General features: G+C 70.0%; 16 protein-coding genes. 6 read left to right on the forward strand and 10 right to left on the reverse strand.

Annotated elements, in window-relative coordinates; genetic code table 11:
* Positions 1–622 precede the first annotated feature (622 nt).
* The 7 genes from OV090_RS45285 to OV090_RS45315 all read right to left on the reverse strand — a co-directional run bounded on the left by OV090_RS45285 (position 623) and on the right by OV090_RS45315 (position 11,227).
* Positions 623–2,614, reverse strand: a complete 1,992-nt coding sequence (locus tag OV090_RS45285; protein WP_267711206.1) for a prolyl oligopeptidase family serine peptidase — start codon at positions 2,612–2,614, stop codon at positions 623–625.
* A 194-nt stretch (positions 2,615–2,808) separates the two neighbouring features.
* Positions 2,809–4,431: an FG-GAP-like repeat-containing protein gene (locus OV090_RS45290; RefSeq protein ID WP_267711207.1), complete on the reverse strand. Its 1,623-nt coding sequence runs from the start codon at positions 4,429–4,431 to the stop codon at positions 2,809–2,811.
* Positions 4,432–4,514: 83 nt separating this feature from the next.
* Complete coding sequence (locus tag OV090_RS45295; RefSeq protein WP_267711208.1) at positions 4,515–6,314, reverse strand: FG-GAP-like repeat-containing protein; 1,800 nt, start codon at positions 6,312–6,314, stop codon at positions 4,515–4,517.
* 228 nt (positions 6,315–6,542) lie between these two features.
* Positions 6,543–7,082, reverse strand: a complete 540-nt coding sequence (locus tag OV090_RS45300; protein ID WP_267711209.1) for a class I SAM-dependent methyltransferase — start codon at positions 7,080–7,082, stop codon at positions 6,543–6,545.
* A gap of 297 nt (positions 7,083–7,379) precedes the next feature.
* A complete protein-coding gene (locus OV090_RS45305) occupies positions 7,380–8,963 on the reverse strand; it encodes a hypothetical protein (RefSeq protein ID WP_267711210.1) in 1,584 nt (527 codons plus the stop codon).
* Between the two features lie 87 nt (positions 8,964–9,050).
* On the reverse strand, positions 9,051–10,358 hold the full coding sequence (locus OV090_RS45310; RefSeq protein ID WP_267711211.1) for a sigma-70 family RNA polymerase sigma factor: 1,308 nt from the start codon (positions 10,356–10,358) through the stop codon (positions 9,051–9,053).
* Positions 10,359–10,384: 26 nt separating this feature from the next.
* Entirely contained in the window at positions 10,385–11,227 is an 843-nt protein-coding gene (locus tag OV090_RS45315) for a hypothetical protein (RefSeq protein WP_267711213.1), read from the reverse strand.
* A 668-nt stretch (positions 11,228–11,895) separates the two neighbouring features.
* Here OV090_RS45315 and OV090_RS45320 point away from each other — a divergent pair.
* The gene (locus OV090_RS45320) at positions 11,896–12,279 is read left to right on the forward strand and encodes a hypothetical protein (RefSeq protein ID WP_267711215.1); all 384 of its coding nucleotides are present in this window, start codon (positions 11,896–11,898) and stop codon (positions 12,277–12,279) included.
* A 165-nt stretch (positions 12,280–12,444) separates the two neighbouring features.
* Positions 12,445–13,401 (forward strand): GNAT family N-acetyltransferase, encoded by a 957-nt coding sequence (locus OV090_RS45325; protein WP_267711216.1) that lies wholly within the window; start codon positions 12,445–12,447, stop codon positions 13,399–13,401.
* Between the two features lie 22 nt (positions 13,402–13,423).
* On the opposite strand, the gene OV090_RS45330 is transcribed toward OV090_RS45325, so the two are convergent.
* The gene (locus OV090_RS45330; RefSeq protein WP_267711217.1) at positions 13,424–13,735 is read right to left on the reverse strand and encodes a hypothetical protein; all 312 of its coding nucleotides are present in this window, start codon (positions 13,733–13,735) and stop codon (positions 13,424–13,426) included.
* 380 nt (positions 13,736–14,115) lie between these two features.
* Here OV090_RS45330 and OV090_RS45335 point away from each other — a divergent pair, with 380 nt between their 5' ends.
* Positions 14,116–14,796, forward strand: a complete 681-nt coding sequence (locus OV090_RS45335; protein WP_267711218.1) for a hypothetical protein — start codon at positions 14,116–14,118, stop codon at positions 14,794–14,796.
* 73 nt (positions 14,797–14,869) lie between these two features.
* On the forward strand, positions 14,870–15,232 hold the full coding sequence (locus OV090_RS45340; protein WP_267711219.1) for a hypothetical protein: 363 nt from the start codon (positions 14,870–14,872) through the stop codon (positions 15,230–15,232).
* 12 nt (positions 15,233–15,244) lie between these two features.
* On the opposite strand, the gene OV090_RS45345 is transcribed toward OV090_RS45340, so the two are convergent.
* Complete coding sequence (locus tag OV090_RS45345) at positions 15,245–15,988, reverse strand: hypothetical protein (protein WP_267711220.1); 744 nt, start codon at positions 15,986–15,988, stop codon at positions 15,245–15,247.
* A gap of 276 nt (positions 15,989–16,264) precedes the next feature.
* Between OV090_RS45345 and OV090_RS51330 the strand changes: the two genes are divergently transcribed.
* A complete protein-coding gene (locus OV090_RS51330; protein ID WP_267711221.1) occupies positions 16,265–17,218 on the forward strand; it encodes a hypothetical protein in 954 nt (317 codons plus the stop codon).
* The gene (locus OV090_RS45355; RefSeq protein ID WP_346660418.1) at positions 17,215–18,594 is read left to right on the forward strand and encodes an EF-hand domain-containing protein; all 1,380 of its coding nucleotides are present in this window, start codon (positions 17,215–17,217) and stop codon (positions 18,592–18,594) included. The genes OV090_RS51330 and OV090_RS45355 overlap by 4 nt, the downstream gene beginning before the upstream one ends.
* A gap of 229 nt (positions 18,595–18,823) precedes the next feature.
* On the opposite strand, the gene OV090_RS45360 is transcribed toward OV090_RS45355, so the two are convergent.
* On the reverse strand, positions 18,824–20,389 hold the full coding sequence (locus OV090_RS45360) for an FG-GAP and VCBS repeat-containing protein (RefSeq protein ID WP_267711224.1): 1,566 nt from the start codon (positions 20,387–20,389) through the stop codon (positions 18,824–18,826).
* Positions 20,390–20,891: the final 502 nt, after the last annotated feature.

Here is a 20,891-nt window from a genome sequence, read left to right on the forward strand (position 1 = left end):
GATGGGGTGGATTGCATGATGCATACTCATCCATGGCCCGCACCCTGCCGGGCGCAAGCAGACGGCCGTAGCAGACCGGGACTTTGCGCCTGGCACGCGTGGTCCCGACCGCCGGTGCCGGCGAGCGACCGCCTGGGCCACCCCGCTCACCGTCACCGCGCCGGGCGGCCGGGGCGGGAGTCCCGATGGTCGCGCCTGCGAAACGCGAATCCCCAAGCGCCGTCAGTGCCGCGCGACCCGCTTCGGAGGGTCCAGAGCGACAGGCGACCCCTTTCTTCACGCACACGTCGTTGACACAGTAAGGACCGTACGGGCAACACGGGTCGCCGACCTTGCACTGGGGTACGGAACAAGGCGGTGTGCAGTCTTGGGAGCCCCACAGCGGGTCGCCCCTCACGACCATGATGTGATAGTCGAAGTCGGCGAACTTGGTCTGAATTGTCTCGAGGAACTTCGGGACCGCGTCGGCGAGCTGCGCTGAACCGCGTCCATAAAGTCGAAGCGCGAGATCACGAACAGAAAATCGATCTTCCCCTTGCAGCCCTCAGGCTGGAGCGGGCCGAGGTCGTCGCCGCTACCGACGTCGAGGACGAGCGTCGTCCCGCCGGTGCTCGCGCTGCCGTCAGGGCGGCATCGCGTCGGCGAGGAACCGCGCCGTGCGCGTGAGCAGCTCGATCTTGTTCTCGCGGCGGTCGAACGAGTGCCCCTCGTCCAAGGCGACCATGTACTCGACCGGGATTCCGCGCTGGCGCAGCGCCTGGACGATCATGTCGGACTCGCTGCGGGGCACCCGCGGGTCGTTCTGGCCCGCGTAGACGAACAACGGCGCGACGATCTTGTCGACGTCGCGCATCGGGGAGAATTCTTCGAGCAGCGCGGCGTCCCGCTCGAGGTTACCGAACTCGACTTCGAGGCCGTTGCGGACCGCCGGGGCGGTCGTGCGCAGGAAGGTCTTCAGGTCGGCGACGCCGAACACGTCCACGCCCGCGCGCCACGACGTCGGGTGGCGGGTCAGCGCCATCAGCGTCGTATAGCCGCCGTAGCTCGCGCCCCACACGGCCACACGCGCCGGATCGCACCACGGCTGTGCCCGGGTCCACGCATTCACGGTCTCGAGGTCCTTCAGCCAGTCGGCCCGCTTCTCGCGGTTGTCGGCCATCTCGTACGCGCGGCCGAAGCCGGTCGAGCCGCGCACGTTGGGCTCGAGCACCGCGTACCCCAGCGCCGAAAAGAACCGGACGAACTCGTCCCAGCGGATCTCGCTGCTCCACGCGGGGCCGCCGTGGAACATCACCAGCGTCGGCCGCCGCGCCACCGGCTGGTCGGGGCCCGTCGCGGGCAGGTAGACATTGATCGGGATCGTCAGCCCGTCGTGCGCGGGCACCTCGGCGATCGTCGCGGTCACCGCGGGTAAGCCCGCCAGCCCCGGGCGCGGATCGTCGCGCAGCGGGCGGAGGTCGTCCCGCGACGGGTCGACCGCGAAGAGGTCAGGCGGGTGATCGGGCCGCGAGATCAGGACCGAGAACTCCTTCCCGTCTGGGCGGAACGCGCCGCTCCACACCTGGGCGAGCGGCGCCTCGATCGGCCGTACCAGCGCGAGCGTGCGCGCGTCGAGTACGCGCAGCGCGGAGTGATTGCCGGCGTCGATGTTGATGATCACGTGGTCGCCGGTCGGCGACACCAGCACCCCCAGCCGCGCGCTGGGCGGCGACGAATGGGTGTAGCGGGCGAGCTCTTCGCCGCTCCTGGCGTCGAGCGCGAGCAGCGACGACGACTCGGCGCCCTCGTCCGTAGTGACGAGGATCCGCGCCCCGTCGGCCGAGTACGCGGCGGTGTGGACGGCGGCGAGCTTGCCCGCGGGCGGGTAGATCCGCCGCGAGGTCCCGGCCGCGAGCTCGAGCTCGAGCAACACGGTGTCGTGCGGTGCCGGGGCCTCGAAGTACAACGCGCGCGCGCCGTCGGGCGTGACCCCGCCGAGCGACCCGCTGGTCGGGGCGGAGAACACCAGCCGGGGCGGGCCGCCGGTGATGTTCTGCACGAGGACGCGGCTCCCGGTCCCGGACCCGGGCAGCGCCAGCGTCGAGTAGACCAGCATGTCGGGCCGCTCCCGCGGCAGCATCGGCTCGAGGATCATCTGCGACTCATCCGGGGTCAGGTCGATCTGCGACGAGCCATCGGCGTCGATCCGCCAGATGTGGTAGTTCTCGTCGCCCTGGTTGTCGCGCAGGAACAGGATGTGCTTGCCGTCCCTGGTGAAGGAGGCCCAGCTCGCGCGCTCCGGTCCCGAGGTGATCGCACGCGGCGGGTCTGCCGGCCTGCCCGGATCACCAGCGTAGATCTGCGGGGTGCCGTCTCGCAACGAGCCGAACAGAAACTGGGTGCCGTCGGGCGACCAGTTGGCGATCAGGGGCGAGTACCACCCGATCCAGTTGGCATACGCGTCGACGACCGTGCGTGCGAGCGCCTCGTAGGCGGCGTCGCGTCGCTGCTGGTCGTCGGTGAGGGCGGTCGGTTCGACGACGGCCGGCGCGGACACGGGTGCCGCGGCGAGCTCAGCGGCGGCGGCAATCGGCTTCGTCGCCGGCGGCGGGCCGTTGCAGGCGATGAGCAGCACGAGTGCGAGCGATCTCGGAGGGGGGAGCATCGAGCCTGCAATTGTCGGCGCGATCGCTCGCCGGATCAACCGCGTCGTCCGCGGGACATGGCGAACTTCCGCGGCGACGGCCGGCGCGGGGCCGCATCGTGCCCTGTGCGACCCCAGCCGGACGGCCTGCGACCTTCGCCTCGCAGGCCCCCCGCCCCACCCGTTCACACCGGATTGTAATTCCCCGACACGCTCAGCAGCCCCGACTCGAAGCGATTGCCCCCCGTCGCGTACCACACGCTGTCGTTGTCGCCGCTGGGTCCGTACCACACGATGTCCGTGTCGCCGTCGCCGTCGAAGTCGCCGGGCACCGCCTCGAACCCGCCGATCACGTTCCACGCCGTCCCGTCGGGCCGCTTCGGCGTGCTGTGGCTGAAGCTGCGCGACGCCGTCCCGTTCCACAGGCTGTCGGACACTTCGCCCGGCGCGTACCAAAAAATGTCGTCGCGCCCGTCGCCGTTGAAGTCGCCGGCGAACGGCAGGTACAGGCCCGCCACGTTATTCGTGGTCACCCGGTCGAACTGCACGGTGGTGCTCGGTCGCCCGTACCACACCGCCTCTGGCAGCTCGGGCCCGCCGTACCACAGGATGTCGGTGCGGCCGTCGCCGTCGAAGTCGCCGGCCACCGGCAGGTAGTTGCCGTCGACCGTGATCGCGGTGTTATTGAATTTGTTGCCGCCGAGCCCGTACCACACGAAGTCGTCGGCCCCGCCGGGCGCGTACCAGAACACATCATCGAAGCCGTCGCCGTTGAAGTCGCCCGCGATCGGCTGGTAGTCCATCCCGCCGACGTTGAACACCGCGCCGCCGCTGGTCTTCGGCGTCGACTTGGTGAACCCGCCGCTCGCCGTGCCGTTCCAGATCGCCTCCGGCAGCTCGCCCGGCGCGTAGAAGAACACGTCGCCGCGGCCGTCGCCGTTGAAGTCGCCGGCCACCGTGAAGTACAGCGATTGCACGTTCGGCGCGAACGTCTGCGTGAACCCGCCGACCTCCTTGCCCAGCCACAGCGGATCGGCGCCCTCGCCCGCCTGGTACCAGAAGATGTCGTCCGCCCCGTCCCCGTCGTAGTCGCGGTGGCTCGACTGGCTGGCCCGCTGCAGCGGCGGCTTCGGCGGCTCCGGCGGCTCCGGCGGCGCGCCGCACGGGCCCCCGCCCGGGCCGCCGCCCCACCACTCCCAGTGCCACGGTTCGCTCGGCACCGTGCGCTTGAACCCGTAGTTCGCCCCGTTCGCGTTGAGCCACGCGAGCACCCCCGACGACGAGGTGTTGAGGTCGAGCGCGTGCCCGCTCTGGTGATTGCTGAAGCCGGGCTTGGCGGCGATGTTGCAATTGTTGCACGAACAGGTCTGATAGCAGTTCCAGAAGTACTCCTGCTCCGCCATCGTGCGGAAGCCGCTCCCCACCGTGATGTGCACTCCGGCCTGCGCCGCGGCCTGCTGCATGACGTAGAACGCGTTCGCGGTGGCGATCTGGACCGGCTCGCCGTCGACCGTGACCAGGGAGATCTGGAACGGCGCGCCGTCGACGTAGCCGGTCGCGCTCGACTCGGCGCAGCTGATCCCTGCCGCCGGCGCGTCCTCGCTGGTGTACTCGCGGCCGTGCTCGTGGCCGTCGGGCAGGCCCTCGGGCGCGCCGTCCGGGTCCTCGGCTTCGGCCTCGACGTCGACGAGGTCGAGGTCGCCGTCCTGCTCGACATCGTCGACGCAGGCGCACAGGGTCGCCGCCGCCAGAGCGCCGGGCCGCCAGAGCTTCATTCGCAGGGAATTGCCATTGAACAGGGACTGCATGATCGTCATCTCCACGGATTGTCGGGCCGCGAGTACCTCGCCGCGGCGCTGCCATCATTCAAATTCGTTTGTTCGGTCCGCCATCACACCGGGGCGTAGTTGCCCGAGACATTGAGGAGACCGGACTCGAAGCGGTTGCCGCCGGTCGCGTACCACACGCTGTCGTTGTCGCCGCCGGGGCCGTACCACACGATGTCCGTGTCGCCGTCGCCGTCGAAGTCGCCCGGCACCGCCTCGAACCCGCCGATCACGTTCCACGCAGTGCCGTCGGGCTTCTTCGGCGTGCTGTTGCCGAAGCCGCGCGCCGCGGTGCCGTTCCACAGGAAATCGGAGGCCTCGCCCGGCGCGTACCAAAAAATGTCGTCGCGCCCGTCGCCGTTGAAGTCGCCGGCGAACGGCAGGTACAGCCCGGCCACGTTGTTGGTCGTCAGCTTGTCGAACGGGACGTTCGTGCTCGGCCGCCCGTACCACACCGGCTCCGGCGCGTCGCCGCCGCCGTACCACAGGATGTCGGTGCGCCCGTCGCCGTCGAAGTCACCCGCCACCGGCAGGTAGTTGCCGTCGACCGTGATCGCCACATTATTGAACTTGTTGCCGCCGAGCCCGTACCAGACGAAGTCGTCGGCCTCGCTCGGTGCGTACCACAGCACATCATCAAAACCGTCGCCGTTGAAGTCGCCGGCGATCGGCTGGTAGTGCATGCCGCCGACGTTGAACACCGCGCCGCCGCTGGTCTTCGGCGTCGACTTGGTGAACCCGCCATTGGCCGTGCCGTTCCAGATCGCCTCCGGCAGTTCACCCGGCGCATAGAAAAACACGTCGCCGCGGCCGTCGCCGTCGAAGTCGCCCGCCACCGTGAAGTACAGCGATTGCACGTTCGGCGCGAACGTCTGCGTAAAGCCGCCGACCTCCTTGCCGAGCCACAGCGGATCGGCGCCTTCGCCCGCCTGGTACCAGAAGATGTCGTCCGCCCCGTCCCCGTCGTAGTCGCGGTGGCTCGACTGGCTCGCCCGCCGCAGCGGCGGCTTCGGCGGCTCGGGCGGCTCCGGCGGCACCACGCAGGCCCCCTGGGCTTGCAAGATCTGGATGTCTGCACCGTAGTAGAAGCGGAGGATCCCCGAACTGTCGCGGCCCTTGTTCTCGAGGCAGCGCGCGCCCCACTGCGACATGCAGCCGCGGTTCTGCCCGTAGCCCGGCGCCCCGACGTCGAACACGTAGCCGAGCTTGGTCTGCGCGACTGCGTGGCCCGTCTTGCCGTCGTTGAAGGTGACGTACTTCTCGGTCGCGGCGACGGAGCCGTTGGCGGTGTCGATGCAGCTCGTCTGCGGCAGGTTCGGGTCGCCGGCGACGTAGAAGCCGTAGGTCAGCCAGCCATTGTATGCGAGGTACTGGCCGCTGGTCGCGGCGGCGGCCTCGTAGTGGATCGCCTGCGGGGCGATCCCACACGAATAGACCTGGCAGCCCTGGCCGTCGCAGATCGTGCCGTCATTGGCCATGCCGTAGTAGGCGACCGAGCGCGCAGCGATCGCCTGGGCCTTGAGCGCCTCGAAATCGGCGCCGCCGTTCTCGCAGGCGATGACGTGCGGGATGTAATCGGTCTCGGTCGCGCGCGAGGCCCCCTCGACGTCGATGGCACAGTACGCCTGCGGCAGCGGGGCCTGAATGCTGCCGGCCGAGGGCGAGCTGGGATACGTCAGGCCCTCGAGGCCGGGCGACATGCCGCGCGGAGCACCGGGCTCGGCGGCGACGTCGAGGTCGTCCGCGAGGTCGACGCCCTCCGCGGGCGAATCACCGCAGGCGACTGCGCCGAAGCAGGGCAGCGCGAACAGGGCGAAGAGGGCAGAACCGCGGGCGGGCCGCGTGGAACGGTTCGAGGCGTGCATGGTGCGGGCTCCTTGGGGTGACTCGGTCACCTCTCACCCGGTCTTCCCGGCTCACCGCCGATCCGTCACGCCCGTCACCACCCCTGCGAATTTTTTAAAAAAGACCCTCGCGCGCGCGGTCGCCCCGGCTCCGAGGGCCGAGGGCCGAGGCCGTGCTCGCGGCAGCGCGAATCGCCCCATCCGCGCCCGTCTCGGCGGACGCCGCCTTCCCGAGCGCGCTCCCATCGCTCACGGCTCGCGGCGCCCCTCCACGATGTACTGGTCCGGGAGCGCCACGGGCAAGACTCTCGCGCTGAGGCCGGCGCTCGCCAGCTCCGCGACCACGACCTCGGGTGGCACACGCATGTGCGCCGGCGGGCCGCGGTGCCCCGCCATGCTGAAGTCCACGATCATCAATTTCCCGCCGGGCCGGAGCGCCGCGGCGAGCTCGCGCGCGTGACGTTCGCGATCGTCGAGGTGGTGCCATACGTGCACCACCAAGATCCGGTCGACGCTGGCGGCTGCGAGACCGGAACCGGTCCCTGTCGACTGAACCGAGCGCAGGTTGGCCAGCTTCTCCCGACGAGCGCGCTCGTTCAGGTAGCGCACCATGTCCGGTTCGATGTCCGTGGCGATGACCTCGCCCGCAGGCACCGCCCGCGCCAGGCGCACCGCGAAGTAGCCGGTGCCCGCGCCGACATCGGCGACGCGCATCGTCGGTTCCAGCGCCAGCGCCCGCAACACCTCCTCCGGACGCTGCCAGGCCTCGCGGTCGGGAGCGTCGAACACCTCGGCCCAGGTGTCCGCATTCGTGAAGCCGTGATGCGCCCCGGGCCCGTGATGCCTCCCGTGCCCGGGGCCGTCGTGCCCCGGGGGGACCGCGACGCGGGTCGAAGGGGTGCACGCACCCCCGAATGTCACCGCGAGGAATGCCTTTTTTAAAATGGGATGCATCTGCTCTCCACGCCGAAGCCTCCTCATCTTTTAGAGGACCGCGCCGTTCGCCGGGAGGGCGGGGCTTTCGCTCCGGTCGGCGTGATTTTCGATCGCGGACGGTCTCGCGCCGTCCGCCGCCTCCTGCCCTCGCTACTGCGCCGGCACGAAGCCGGCGAGGAAAGCGTCACTGTCCTCGATCGGCGTCCCGTCGAGCTCCACGCCGCCGCCGCACGCGTCCGCCACCGCCATTACCACGTCCGGGCCCGCCGCGAGGTCGTAGCCGAGCGCCCGCGGCTCATCGTCGCTGATGCACGGGATATCGCTGTCCACCTGCTCGCTGATGTAGCTGGTCTTGACCTCCCAGCCCTCGCCGAGGCCGAGCAAGAACATGCGGACGCCCGCTTCCGCCGCTCCGCTCGGGACGACGGGCTCTCCTGCGATTCCCAGGGACCGGCCAAACTGCCCGAGCACGTAAATGTCCTGCCCGCGCGTCGCGACCCCGTGCGCCTCGGTGGCCTGCAACGCATCTGACTCGAGCATCTGGTGGGCGACGCAGGCCCCGTCGCCGGCCGCGAGGCGAGTGACGAAGGCGGTGTAGAGATCGCCCGACGTGCTCTCGCACCCGGGTGGGTTCTGCGGGAAGAATTTTCCATGGCCGAGGCCGACCGCGATCACGTCGCCGTTGTCCGCCAGCGCCATCCCGTTGACGCGATCGCGGCGCTCGGTGTCGCCGAGCGTGGTGATCCATCCACCGTCGAACAGCATCGGCCCCGCGGCGAGCGGCAATTGCAGGCGCGCGACGAAGCCGTCGGCGTCGCCGCTGACCACCGGCACCGTGCCGTCGTCGAGCGGCCCGGTGATCTGGCCGGCCAGGATCACATCTCCGTCCGCCGCGACCGCCACCGCGCGGGCCGAGGTCGCCACTCGGGCCTGGTCCATCGAGGGCGGCAACGCGGGGCTGTAGAGGCACCGCGGCGCCACGGGTCCGAGTTCGAGGTCGAGCTGCGCGTGGAGGATGCCGAACGTCTCCGGCACGTCGGGGTCGGCGCAGGAGCCCGCGGCGTGGATCGAGCCGTCCGCGAGCGCGAGCGCATGCACCGCGGTGGCGCCCTCGCCGAGGACGCGGCCCGCGAGCAGCGCTCCGGTGGCCGCCTCGAAGCGGGCGACGAAGGCTCCTCCGGGACCGCCCTCGATCGTCCCCGACGGGAACCCCAGCGTCCCGGCGATCGAGCCGCCGATGAACACCTCCTCGTCGGCGACCGCCAGAGCCCCCGCGGTCCCGGTCGCATTTGCCTCCGGCTCTCCCACCGAGAGCCACAGCAGCTCGCCGGCGCAGTCGAACTTGGCGACGAACGGCGCGGCCAGATCGCCCATCACCGTCGTCATCGCCCCGCCGACCTTCAGCTCGCGGGTGAAGTTGCCCCCCGCGTACGTGTTGCCCGCCCCGTCGAACTTCACCGCCTGCAGCGTCTGCTTGCCCTGCCCGGTCGCGTGCAGCAGCGACGCCAGCGCGCCCGGCTCACCTACCGGCGGTTCGCACACGAGCTCCCCCGTCGTGCTCGTCGGCGCAGTCGCCCCGTCCCCGGTCGCCACCTCGGATGTCGTCCCCGACGAGCTCGTCGTGGTGGTCGTGGTGAAGCCCGTCGTGCTCGCGGCGCTGTCGCTGTCGACGAGCACGACCTGCGGTCCGCAGGCGAGCGCCGCCGACAGCACCAGCGGCCCGAGCGACATCATCCATGACGTGACCGATCGGACATGCCCACCCATACATGTCCCATCGACCATTTTATGAATATCGAATCCTCGCACGGCGCCCTCCCCTCAATCACAGCGACGCATCAGCGCCGAGAATTGTGGGTCGCCCGGGTACTGCTCGGCCACCGCCTTCGCCGCGGCCGCGTTGCCCTTGCCGCAGTGGATCCGCACGCGCATCAGATCGCGGATGTCGGCGCTGGGGCTGCGCGGGAAGTCGCGGCGGTGCTCGTCGAGCAGCGACAGCGCCAGGCTCGTGTTGCCGGCAGCCAGCGCGGCCTTGGCCTCGTCGAGGATCCGGTGCTCCGCGGCCAGGCTGTTGCGCCGCGACGCGGCCACCTCCTCGACCGGCGGAGCCGGACTCACGGGCGCGGGCGCCGACCGCCGAGCTGCGCGACGCGGCGCCGGAGCGGGCACGACCGCAGGCGCGACCTCCTCGATCACCGCACCGGCCTCGCCCACAGCCTGCGGAACCACTCCCGCATCGCCCGAAGCCGCCCCGGCCTCCGGAACCACTCTCGCATCCCCCGAAGCCGCCCCGACCGCCGCGCCGCTCGGCACCTCGTCAATCGCGCCTCGTATAAACATCTCCTCCGGCGGCGCAGCCTCGACCCCGGCAGCGGGCTCGGCCGCCGCCTCGCGCGAATCGTGCATCTGCCACAACCCGGCCGCCAGCGCCCCCGCGGCCACCACGCTCGCCACCAGCGCCGCCGCCCCCAGCCAGCTCCGCGGCCCCGTCGCTGCGCCCACGGCAGCCGGCACGCTCGCCATCGGGCTCCCCAGCGCCGTGCTCAGCCCCTCCAGCTCGCCGGGCGACGGCCCCTGCTCCACGCAATGGCGCTGGATCAGCAGCGCCCAGCCGGCCGCCCCGAGCGTCGCCGCGAACGCCTGACAGCGGCGACGTGCCAGGCGGAGCCGCGAATAGACAGTGTTCAACGGGGCCCCCAGCGCCTCCGACACCTCCGGCGCCGACAGCCCCTCCCCGTCGCACAGCAGCAGTACCTCGCGCTGGTCCGCCGGCAGCTCGCTCAGCAGCATCTCCAGCGTCCACACCGCCTCGCTGCGCGACATCGGCTCCTCGCCGCCGCCGCGCACCGCCTCCGCGTCGGTCAGCGCCTGCGCCTTGCGCATGTGGCGGGCGTAGCCGCGGCGCAGGTGGCGGACGTGGTTCCACACCACCGCGGTCAGCCACGGCTTCAGCGGGCGCGACAGGTCCAGGCTCTCCAGCTGGCGGAACACCGAGACCCACACCTCCTGGGCCACGTCGTGAAGCTGCTCGGGCGGGACCCCGAAGTGACGCGCGAGCCGCCACACGTGCGCGGCGTGCTCGGAGTAGATGGCGGCGAACTTCGGGTCGCGGGTCATACGTCGGCTCATGGGCTGCCCGGATGCGGGGCGTTCCGTCATGGGCTTGCACGAAATTCGAGACCGAGCCCGCCGGCGAAGAAAAACCGGGCGATCCCGTAGCTCCCGCCGGCCCCACGCGGCTCCAGCGGCGGCAGGAAGGGCCCGCCGCTGGCCCCGAGCCACAGGCCCACCCGGCGATGGAACCACCACACCAGCCCCGGGGCCGCGTGGACGTTGAAGCTCGGGAACGCGCGGATCCACGCTGCCCCGCCCCGGCTCGCCATCACCCCGCCCTCGACCCCGCCGCACAGCAGCACGTCGACGCGGCGGGTCGCCACCACCCCGCAGCCGCGCACCAGCAGCGTCCCGCGGGCCCAGTCGGAGCGGAACGCCGGGTTCGCCGGGCGCAGCTGCAGGCCCTCGACCCCGTCGGCCGCGAGCCCGACCTCGAGGCGGGCCCGCCTCCACACCAGCCCGAGCACCACCTGCCCGCCGCCGAAGCCCCCGCGCGGCAGCAGCCCGAGCCCGACCTGCCCGGCCACGCGCACGTGCACGCCGAGGCGGCGCGCCGGCGGCTCCTCGAGGGCCCACGTGCGCCACACCGTGTCGGCGTAGTGGATGAAGTCGTCGGCCAGCTCGGCGCAGCGACCGGCGTCGACCGCAGGCCGCTCGGTCGTCCCGAACTCGCCGCGCGTCGCGGTCGTCATCCGCCACGTCTGCGCGTCGACCCGGGTGACCCGCGCCCGAAACTCGCTCACCGCCGCCCGCGGCACGTCGGCGACGGTCGCCTGCAGCCGCGCGCGCACCTCCGCGGCCGTCGGACACTCCGGCGGGGCCTCCCACGCCACGGCCGGGGCGGACCCCAGCAGCAGCGGCATCACGAGGCCCGGCGCGAGCACCGACGCGATTGTAACGGCGCGCCATTTACGCCCGCAAGCGGCCGCGGGCGCAGCCTGCCCGGGCCGCGCCACCCCGCGAGCAGACTCGACTGCAGCCCCCGGCGCGGAGCGACGGCCCGAACCCTCGCGCGACGACGCGGCGTCGTGCCAGTGGCCCGGCCGTCGTCCGGCTCGCAAGCTGCCGCCTCTCCTCTGATTCGCAGCGTGAAAAAAGATCGACACCACCGGCGAGACGCTCTGACTGTATCGATCGCGCGCGAACTCGGGTCCTCCGATTCACGAGTGCATCTCGACACCTCCCGGAAGCAACGAAGGTTCGGCGGACGGACTGTATCGATTGCGCGCGAAGCCACCCTCCTCCGATTCAAGACGTGAATCTCGACACCGCCCAGCAGGAGCGACGACCCGGCGCTCGGACTTTATCGACTGTTCTCGCTAGCGGCCCGCCCCTCCGATTCGCAAGCGTGAATCTCGGCACCGCCCCGGCTCGAAGCAGTCGGACGACAGGCCGGCCGGCTCCGCCGTATCGCAGCGTCGTCCGCCCGCTGTGCCCGGTCGCGGCCCCCGCCCGCGCGCGGGCGCTCACCACCTGCAGGGCACGGTACGCCTGTGGCTGCCTTTCGCTCGCGGCGCGGCGAGCGATCGCTCGGACGAGACATGGAGGGGGCATGTCTCGTGACGCAATCCTCACGTCCCTGCTCATCTCACTCACCGCGGCGCCGATGGTCGCGGCGAACTTGTCCGGCGGAGACGGCCGAGGGCCGTACGGGGCAGACCATGACGTGCTCGGCTCCGCGGCGGACCGTTCGGCCGGCGACCTGGCTGCGCACGCGTTCGGGGGCGGCCAGCACCTCAGGCTTGCGAGGCCTTCGCCGCGCCCCTGGATCGACGCCGACTCCAAGGACGCCATGCAAAGATGCAGCACGGCGTTCGTCCTGAGCTTCGGCGCCCTCTGGTACCCGGCTGCCGCCATCGCCGGCGCGGGGTACCTGACCCAGTGCGCCTTGGAACTGGCCTGCCTCTTCACGGACTGTGCGGGCGACGGCGTCTGACAGCGGCGTGCCCATGGCACGACCCGGCAGTTCCGGCGCGGATGTCTGCCTGAGGCTGGCTCGCCTTCGTGCAGTTCATCACGCGCCGGTGTGCACCTCCACGCGCCCGATCCTGCGATCCGAACCTCGTCTCCTCCTCGCTATTCTGGACGAGGACGTCCAGCCGTGAACATCCGCCCCTTCGATGCTAGCGAACGAGATTGCCAGGCGGTGCTCGCCATCAAGTGGCTCGTCTGGCCCGAGTATCGCCGCACGATCGCCGAATTCCGGGCCATGGATGCGGCCTGGGACCGCAACTGTTTCAGGCGACAGTTGGTCGCGGAGGTCGACGGGCAAGTCGTGGGCTTCGGCAGCTGCTATCAGGCCTATTGGGTCGAGCGCCCGGGGACCTATGGCGTCTGGATCGATGTCCACCCGAACTGGCGGCGGCGCGGGATCGGCGGCGCCCTGTATGCGGCGCTGCTCGACCTCCTGGCGCCGCATCGGCCCCGCAAGTTGATCACCGAGACCCGCGAGGATCAGCACGGCGCCCTCCATTTCCTGCGCCGCCACGAATTCCGCCAGACCATGCGCCACCCCGAATCGTGGCTGGCAGTCCAGGCCTTCGATCCCACGCCCTTCGCTCGCGCGCTGGCGAAGGTGCAGGCGGCAGGGATCGATCTCTGCGATCTGCCCGCGCTCCAGGCCAGGGATCCCGACTGGCAGCGCAATTGGTGGGCGCTGAACGTGCTGCTGGCACAAGATGTCCCCGCCCCCGAGCCGACCAATCCCCCGTCGTTCGAGGACTTCTCGCAACACATGTCATCGCCCGGATTCTTGCCGGAGGGCTGCTGGTTCGCCCTCGCGGGCGACGACTACGTCGGCCTGACGTGGATGAACGCCTTTCCCAGCGACCCCCGATTGTTGGAGACCGCCCTGACCGGCGTGGTCCGCAGTTATCGCCGTCTGGGTATCGCCACCGCGCTGAAGGTCCACGCCATCGACTTCGCCCGCCGCCACGGCGCCGAGCGAATCGTGACCCGCAACGAAGAGAACAACCCCATGTACGAACTCAACCTGAAGTTGGGCTTCCGCCCCGGCCCGGCCCAGTTCGAGTACGAGAAGGACCTGAGCGCCCCCTGACGCGCCCCGTCCGCCACGAAGATCAGGGCAGCGGCCAGGGAACGGACTTCACCGCGGCGATGAGCTCGTCCATCGAAGCCGCCTCGAGCACGACCTCGGGCCCCGGCCTGTACTCGAACTCGCCGGGCTCCGGCATGTACATGCCGCACGCGGCGTAGTTGGCGTCGGCCCTGGCGCGCTCGAACACGGCCCGGCGGATTCGCCAGACTCCATCCTCGACCACGACGACGTGAGTGGCGGAGAACCACTGGCCAAAGAACAGCGGTCGCCTCGCGCCCCTGCTCCTATTTCGAAGCAGAGCGATGAAGCCGTCGCAGGTGGTTTCCTGGATCACGAACGGCATCATAGCCCTCCCCGCGAGCGTCAGGTCGGGGGCGCCCGTCCATGGCCAGACGTTCCAGGGAGCGAGCCTGACCGAGCCCGCCGCAGCGGCTCGCTGTCGCGCGCGACGCCTCGGACCGCCGCCGGACGCCGGTCATTCGCGCGCGCATCCATCGATTCGGCCCGTTCGCTGCATTTCGCCGACAGGCCACGAATCGCCGCGCGAGCGCCCCAATCGAGAATTACCGCGAAGGCCTTTCGGACACGCTCTCATCGATTTTCCACGTGCGATCCATCATGGATTTTCCACGGATTCCACACTTAGTCTCCGCGCGCATGGCGACTCCCCTGATTTCACGCATCACTACCCTATCTTTCGGCCTCTTTGCCCTCGTGGCCGCGGCTTCGACCCCCGCCTGCGGCGGCGACGAAGGCGACAGCGCGACCACCGACGCCACCACCACCAATCCGACCAACGGCGGCAGCAACAGCAACAGCAACGGCGGCAGCGACGGCGGCAGCGACGGCACCGTCCCGCAGGCCGACTGCGAGTCGCGCTGCACCACGCGCGCGACCATGTGCATGGTCCCCTCGGGCGACATCCCGATGGTGTGCGCCGGCCTGTGCGGCGGCTCGCTCAGCGAGGCCGCGCTGGTCTGCATCGAGGCCCTGCCCTGCACCGCCGGCGAGGACGAGCTCGACGCCTGCGTCAGCAACAACCCTCCGGGCGGAGATCCGACCGACGGCGGCACGGACACCGGCGGCACGCCCGGTGAGGGTGCGTTCGGCGACGACTGCAGCTGCGACGACGCCGTCGGCAGCTGGGAGTGCTCGGGCACCGACATCTGCTCGGCCGACCTCGTCTGCGTCGGCTCCGGCGACGGCCCCGGCACCTGCGTCGGCCCGGTCTGCTGCGACAGCGAGGCCGACTGCGCCGCCAAGCTCGGCCAGCCGTCGAACTGCGGCAGCGGCCAGAAGTGCGCCTGCCGCAACGGCGACCTCGAGTGCGTCGGTGACGACTGCACCTGCATCGGCGGCGTGGTCCCCACCAGCGGCCTGTGCTGGCCCGAGTGAGCGCTCACCGGGGCTCGCCGCGAGGCCCCCTCGCGGCGGCCCCTCGCGTGATCGTGAATGGTATGTTTCGCGGGTGAAGAAAGCCGTGACCACGGTCGACGAGTTTCGCCGCGCCGTCGAACGCCTCGAGCAGACGTGGCACCTCGCCGAGCACCTGGCGCGTGCGGGTTTCTCCGACGACGACCTCCTCGTGGGGGGCAACCTCGTGGTCTCGGACCCGAAGCCGGCCGCATCGCGCGGCCGGGGCAAGCGCGTGCTCGTCGAGGTGGCGACGATGTGGAATCAGCCGCCGTTCGGCAGCGAGGACGACCCGCTCGGCGCTCTGCGACGAGAGCTCGCCACCTGGCCGGGCGTCGAGGCGGTCGGCGCTCCCGACCTCGACCCCCTGCTCGGCGCGCTCTGGGGCTTCCCCGTCACCCTCCGGCTGAGCCAGTGACGCGCCTCGCCCTCACGCGCACTCGGCCTCGGTCGCGACCCGCGCGTCGAGGGCACGGGCCCACCACGCCACGCGCTCGGCCACGTATGGCTCGCCGAGGTTGCCGTGGATGAGCTCGAGCTCGAACGTGTACTTGCCGACCTTCCCGCGGATCATGTCGCCGAGCCGGTGGCGGGTGTTCGTGATCCAGTAACCCTCGGAGAAGATCCGCAGCTCCGAGCCCGCGAAGCTGCGCGCCCGCCCCAGCGCGCGCCCGAACGGGTAGCGGCGGATCGTCTTCGCGTTCAGGTCGACGACGAACATCGGCCGCCAGTACACCATGAAGAAGCCCGGCAGCCCGATCATCACCGTCGCCACCACCACCTCGGGCAGGCTGATCGACTTGTCGCTCGGCACGCCGCCCCAGATCTCGGTCGAACCGGTGAGGATCACCGCGAACAGACCCATCCACAGCAGGAACGCGCCGAAGCCGGCGATCATCAGCTCGCCCACCGGCCCGACCTCGCGCGTGCGCGTGACGAGGAGCCCCGGGTCGCCGGGGCGCAGCGCCTCGAGGCGGACCATCCGCGCCCCGCTGACGCCCAGCGCCAGCGTCACGATCACGAAATAAACCCACCCGAGCGCGTCCAGCCGGTAATTCTCGCTGAACAGAAACATCTGCCCGAGCCCGGCGATCACGAAGAACGGCATCAGCGCGCGCACCGTGTCGCCGAGGTGAAGGCCGTTGAAACCGCGGGTCCGCTCGTCGTTTGCCATGGCTCCTCGGCGCTCGGCGACGGCGCATCCGCGTCGAGCGCCCGCCCAGGATACACCACGACGAGCGCCGCGAAATCGCGCCCGTGCGACGACCGCAAAAACGTCGCCCCTGAAGCCCTCCGCTCGCGCGCGCGCACCCTTGCCCGCGAGGACTGTGCGAAGCTCCGCCCACCTCATTTTCGGTCCTGCCAGGAGAGCGATGCAATGACTCAACGACCCAATCGAAAGCGGGGACCCCAGGTCTCCGCGGGCGCCGTCGAACAGTTCCTTCAGCACGTGGAGATCCCCTACCTCGACGGCCCGGGCACCTCGTCGCCCGAGGCGTGGTTCCTGGGCTCCAAGGCGGAGAACGCCGAGGAGTTCGAGCGGCTGATCGTCGAGGCGATCCGCGATCAGGCGTTCTGGCGCCGCAACTTCCACCCCGGCGATCCGACCCTCGTCACCGAGGCGGTCAAGCGCCAGCCCGAATACGTGCAGGCGATGGGCACGCTGACCGACAGCTACCGCTCGCTGCTCGGCTTCCTGAAGAAGTCGATGCCGTTCTTCAGCACCCGCTATCAGGGGCACATGAACTGGGACACCGCGATGCCGGCCGTGCTCGGCTACTTCGCGGCGATGCTCTACAACCCCAACAACGTCGCCTTCGAGGGCTCGACCGCGACCACGATCCTCGAGCTGCTGGTCGGCGACGACCTGTGCCGCATGATCGGCTTCCCGCTGCCCGACAAGGCCGCGTGCCAGGCCGGCGCGGTGCGCCCGTGGGGCCACATCACCAGCGGCGGCACCGTCGCCAACATCGAGGCGCTGTGGTCGGCGCGCAACCTCAAGCTCTACCCGGTCGCCATGCAGGCGGCCTTGAAAGAAGACCCGACTCTGGCCGCCGCGAGCGACCTGCGCGTGCCCACCCGGAACGGCGACATGGTCCTGCTGCGCGAGCTCGACGCCTGGTCGCTGTGCAACCTGCAGGGCGACGACATCCTGGCCCTGCCGGCCCGCCTCACCGCGGAGTACGGGATCTCGTCCGCGGTCATCGACGCCGCGCTGGTCAAGGTCGCGCCGCAGAGCCTCGGCATGCACACCTTCTTCAGCCGCTACCTCGGCGAGCTGCGCAGCCCGCCGGTGGTCCTGGTCCCGGCCACCAAGCACTACTCGTTCCCAAGGCGGCCGCGATCCTCGGCCTCGGCGCCGCCAACGTGCTCGACGTCCCGCTCGACGAGAACGCGCGCATGAGCATCCCCGATCTCGAGCGGATCTTGCGGAGCTGCCTGGCCGAGCGCCGGCCGGTCTACACCGTGGTCGGCGTGATCGGCAGCACCGAGGAGAGCGCCGTCGATCCGCTGCGGGACATCCTCGAGCTGCGCGACCGCCTGCGCGACGAGGGCCTCGAGTTCACCGTCCACGCCGACGCCGCGTGGGGCGGGTACCACGTCAGCATCCTCCGCGAGGACGACGAGAGCTTCCCCGGCAAGCGGCCCGAGCCGACCTCGCCGCGCGCCGAGGTCGACTTCAGCCGCTACACCGCGACGCAGTACGCAGTGCTGCACCTGGCCGACTCCGTCACCGTCGACCCGCACAAATCGGGCTACATCCCCTACCCCGCCGGCGCCCTCTGCTACCGCAACGCAGCGATGCGCGACCTCCTCACCTTCAAGGCGCCCTACATCCTGCACGCCCAGGACGAGCCGTCGGTCGGCATCTACGGCGTCGAGGGTTCGAAGCCCGGGGCCGCGGTCGCCGCGGTGTTCCTGGCCCACAAGGTCATCCGCCCGAGCCGCAGCGGCTACGGCAGCATCCACCGCAAGGCCCTGTTCAACTGCCGGCGGGTCTACGCCCGCCTGCTGTGCATGGCCCGTCCCGAGGACAACTTCGTCGTCGTCCCCGTGCCGCGCCTGCCGGCCGAGATCGACGGCGGCGACGGCGCCTCGCAGCTCGAGTTCATCCGCCACCGGATCGACGGCCGCGACCCCGACGCGCTGCTCGCCGACGAGGAGGCGATGGCCCTGTTCGCCGAGCTCGGGCCCGACCTCAACATCCTCACCTACGCCTTCAACTTCAAGCGCCCGGACGGCCGCATGAACACCAGCCTGGCCCAGGCGAACCGCCTCAACAAGGCCGTCTACGAGGTCCTGAGCCTGCGCCCCGGCGAGGACCCGTCCGGCCACCCGCTGCTCGTCACCACCACCGACTTCGAGGACGCCCACTACGGCGCGCAGTTCATGGACAGCTACAAGCGCCGCCTCGGCGTCGAGGGCCCGGGCCACGCGATCACGGTCCTGCGCTCGACCGTGATGAACCCGTGGCTGACCGACTTCGGCGACGACACCTTCCTCGACATGCTCGAGCGCGAGTTCCGGCGCGCCATCTCGCGGGCGATGTTCCGCGACTCGATGGCCCAGGTGTTCGAGGAGATCGACGCCAACAACGACGGCCAGCTCGACCGCGCCGAGGTCGAGGCGAAGTTCCGCGCGATGGGCTACGCCGACGCGGAGATCCACGAGTTCCTGCGCTCGAGCGACACCAGCCGCGACAACAATATTTCCAAGCAGGAGTTCCTCGAGAGTTTCTCGCAGATGCTGGTCCGCACGAGCCTCGGCCCGCGCCGCTGACCGACCCACGCGCGCCGCGGGCACGCTCGCGGCGCGCCCGGGAGCCGACCCGGCCGGTTCACACGAGCCGCGACGAGCCGGGCCCTCCTCGCGTCCGCCTCGCTACAGGACGGCCATCCGGACAGGTCCCCGAGCTCGAACTCGCAAGCCTCGGTCACACGTCCGAGGCCGCGCTTTCACTCCGCAGCAGGATGCTTGCGAAAGCATGCCCAGGAGCCAGGAGCCTCGCCTACATGAGGCACTGCTCGGGCGACTTGCGGCCGATCGGGCGGGGAGGGGCCATCGACCAGCCGAAGTGCTCGTCGGGCTCATTGACCTGGACATCGATGTCGGCCTGCTCCCATTCCTCGCCGGCCAGAATCGTGGGAGGACCCGAACTGCTGCTGAGATACAGCACGTTGACGGTGCTCGCGGTACCGCCGGAGATGGTGAGCTCGTCGGTAACGGTGAGGGCGAGGTCCTCGGCGCCTTCACCATCGAAGTCGCCGCATGCCAGCACCAACCCGAACCTGTCACCGGGTTCGGGGCTGTCGGGGACATTCGCGGTGCTCTGACTCCACAGCTGGTTGTCCGTATCGGTCAACCCGGAGGAGGAGCCGCGGATCACATGCACGACGCCCTCTCCGGTGTTTTCGCCCACAGCGCTGATGACGAGGTCGGGGTAGGCGTCGCGGTCGGCGCGAAGGACGGCCAGTGTCGCACCGAAATGATCGCCGGCCTCGGGGGTCCCCTGAACGGTTCCCCAATCCTGAGTGATGTACTGCATGGCCGGAGAGGCCGTTTGCAACCCACTGGCGGACGTGCCGTAGAGCACGACCACCGCACCCTCGCCGTCATTGGCACCGGGGATCCCGACAGCCAAGTCCTGGCAGGCGTGCCCCCCGGAGCTATCGTTGTTGAAATTACCCGCGGCCAGCGCCGCACCGAACAAGTGGGTCTGCGTGGGGCCAGCGGGGTCGAGGAAGTACTCCGTCCCCGAGGATGACAAGCCTCCGCTGGTCCCATAGAGAATGTCGACGCGGCCGGCGGCAACCGTCAGGACGTCGGGCGTGAAGTCGGGTTCGCCGAGAGCCAGATCCTCGTATCCGTCGCAATCGAAGTCCCCGGTAGCCCAGGAGTCGGAGTTCGCCGCATAAAACGCGGGGAACGTGTGCGCGCCCGGCCCGTTCAAGCCGCTGAGGCCGCCGCTACCCCCGTAGATGATCAAGGCCTGAGTGTTTTGCCAGCTGGAGCTGACGGCGACGTCATCGTAGCCGTCGCCGTTGAAGTCCCCGGCTACGAGAGTTTCGCCGAGCGTGCCGTCTCCGGGATCTCCAGGGATACCGCTGCTGGCATGCGTCAACACGTGATCGTTGTTGGTAGCGAGCCCGGCAAGCGAGCCGTAGAAGACATGGAGCGCGCCCGCCAGCACTTCCGAATTCACGTCCTGTCCGCGCGCGGCGACGATTAGATCATCAAAGCAATCGCCGTTGAAATCGCCCCACGCGAGGGCGTTGCCGAAGATATCTCCGGCCTCAGAGGCGTCCTCGACGCCCGTCTGATCTTGCCAGATGGATGTCATGCGGTTGCTCGGATCGTCGAGCCCCATCGAGCTGCCGTAGAGTACGTTCACGAGGCCGGCTTGCCACAGAGTAGCGCCGATATCTTCGAATGACGCGCCGATCGCGAGATCGTCGAATCCGTCGCGGTCGAAGTCTGGCCCGCGGGCGTGGGCCTGCGCAGAGGCGAGACACATGAGAAGAGCGATACAGGACACCGATGGAAGGCGACGATGCATGGTCTGACACATCTCCATGAATGCAGTCTATCTCAGCGAGCCGACAGACGGCAGACAGGGATGAACGGTGGAACGCGTGAGCTAAGAGAGTACTGATTCCCCTCTGTTCGCCCCTCGGGGGTTCCGCAGGAGGCGCAGATACCTGAGATGTTCCACTGCGAAGAGGCAGCAGCGATGGCGCTCGCTGTTGCGCCACATCGATGATCCTGCGTTCCATGGCGCAGCGACGTCCTCTTCCCGAAGGCCATGGTGCCGTTCGGCGAGGACAAGAACCCGAATGAAAGTGAGCGCACCCGAGCGCGAGACTCTCCCGGCATCAGACGCCGGAGTTGCGGGCCGAGCGGCGGAGGTTGACAGCTCCTCGGGGGCCCGGACCGTCCCCCAGCCGACGCGATCGAACGGTTCAAACTCTGCGGCGCCGGCACGCCTCAAGTCGCATGAAACATGCTCTGAATCGGCACCCCGCCTCGCAATCCATTTTTATACGGACATGTCCCGCAGGCCATCCTCCGAGAATGGG

The sequence above is a fragment of the Nannocystis sp. RBIL2 genome (assembly GCF_026626745.1).
Classification (GTDB): domain Bacteria; phylum Myxococcota_A; class Polyangia; order Nannocystales; family Nannocystaceae; genus Nannocystis.

Bases quoted from the DNA above. Each gene is read 5' to 3' on its own strand.
- OV090_RS45305 (WP_267711210.1), bottom strand. From the start codon at position 8,963: ATGATGTCGCTCGGGCCGCTGGTGCTGTCGGCGGCGCTCGCCTGCGGA.
- OV090_RS45355 (WP_346660418.1), top strand. From the start codon at position 17,215: ATGAGCATCCCCGATCTCGAGCGGATCTTGCGGAGCTGCCTGGCCGAG.
- OV090_RS45360 (WP_267711224.1), bottom strand. From the start codon at position 20,389: ATGGAGATGTGTCAGACCATGCATCGTCGCCTTCCATCGGTGTCCTGT.
- OV090_RS45290 (WP_267711207.1), bottom strand. From the start codon at position 4,431: ATGCAGTCCCTGTTCAATGGCAATTCCCTGCGAATGAAGCTCTGGCGG.
- OV090_RS45295 (WP_267711208.1), bottom strand. From the start codon at position 6,314: ATGCACGCCTCGAACCGTTCCACGCGGCCCGCCCGCGGTTCTGCCCTC.
- OV090_RS45345 (WP_267711220.1), bottom strand. From the start codon at position 15,988: ATGGCAAACGACGAGCGGACCCGCGGTTTCAACGGCCTTCACCTCGGC.
- OV090_RS45320 (WP_267711215.1), top strand. From the start codon at position 11,896: ATGTCTCGTGACGCAATCCTCACGTCCCTGCTCATCTCACTCACCGCG.
- OV090_RS45310 (WP_267711211.1), bottom strand. From the start codon at position 10,358: ATGAGCCGACGTATGACCCGCGACCCGAAGTTCGCCGCCATCTACTCC.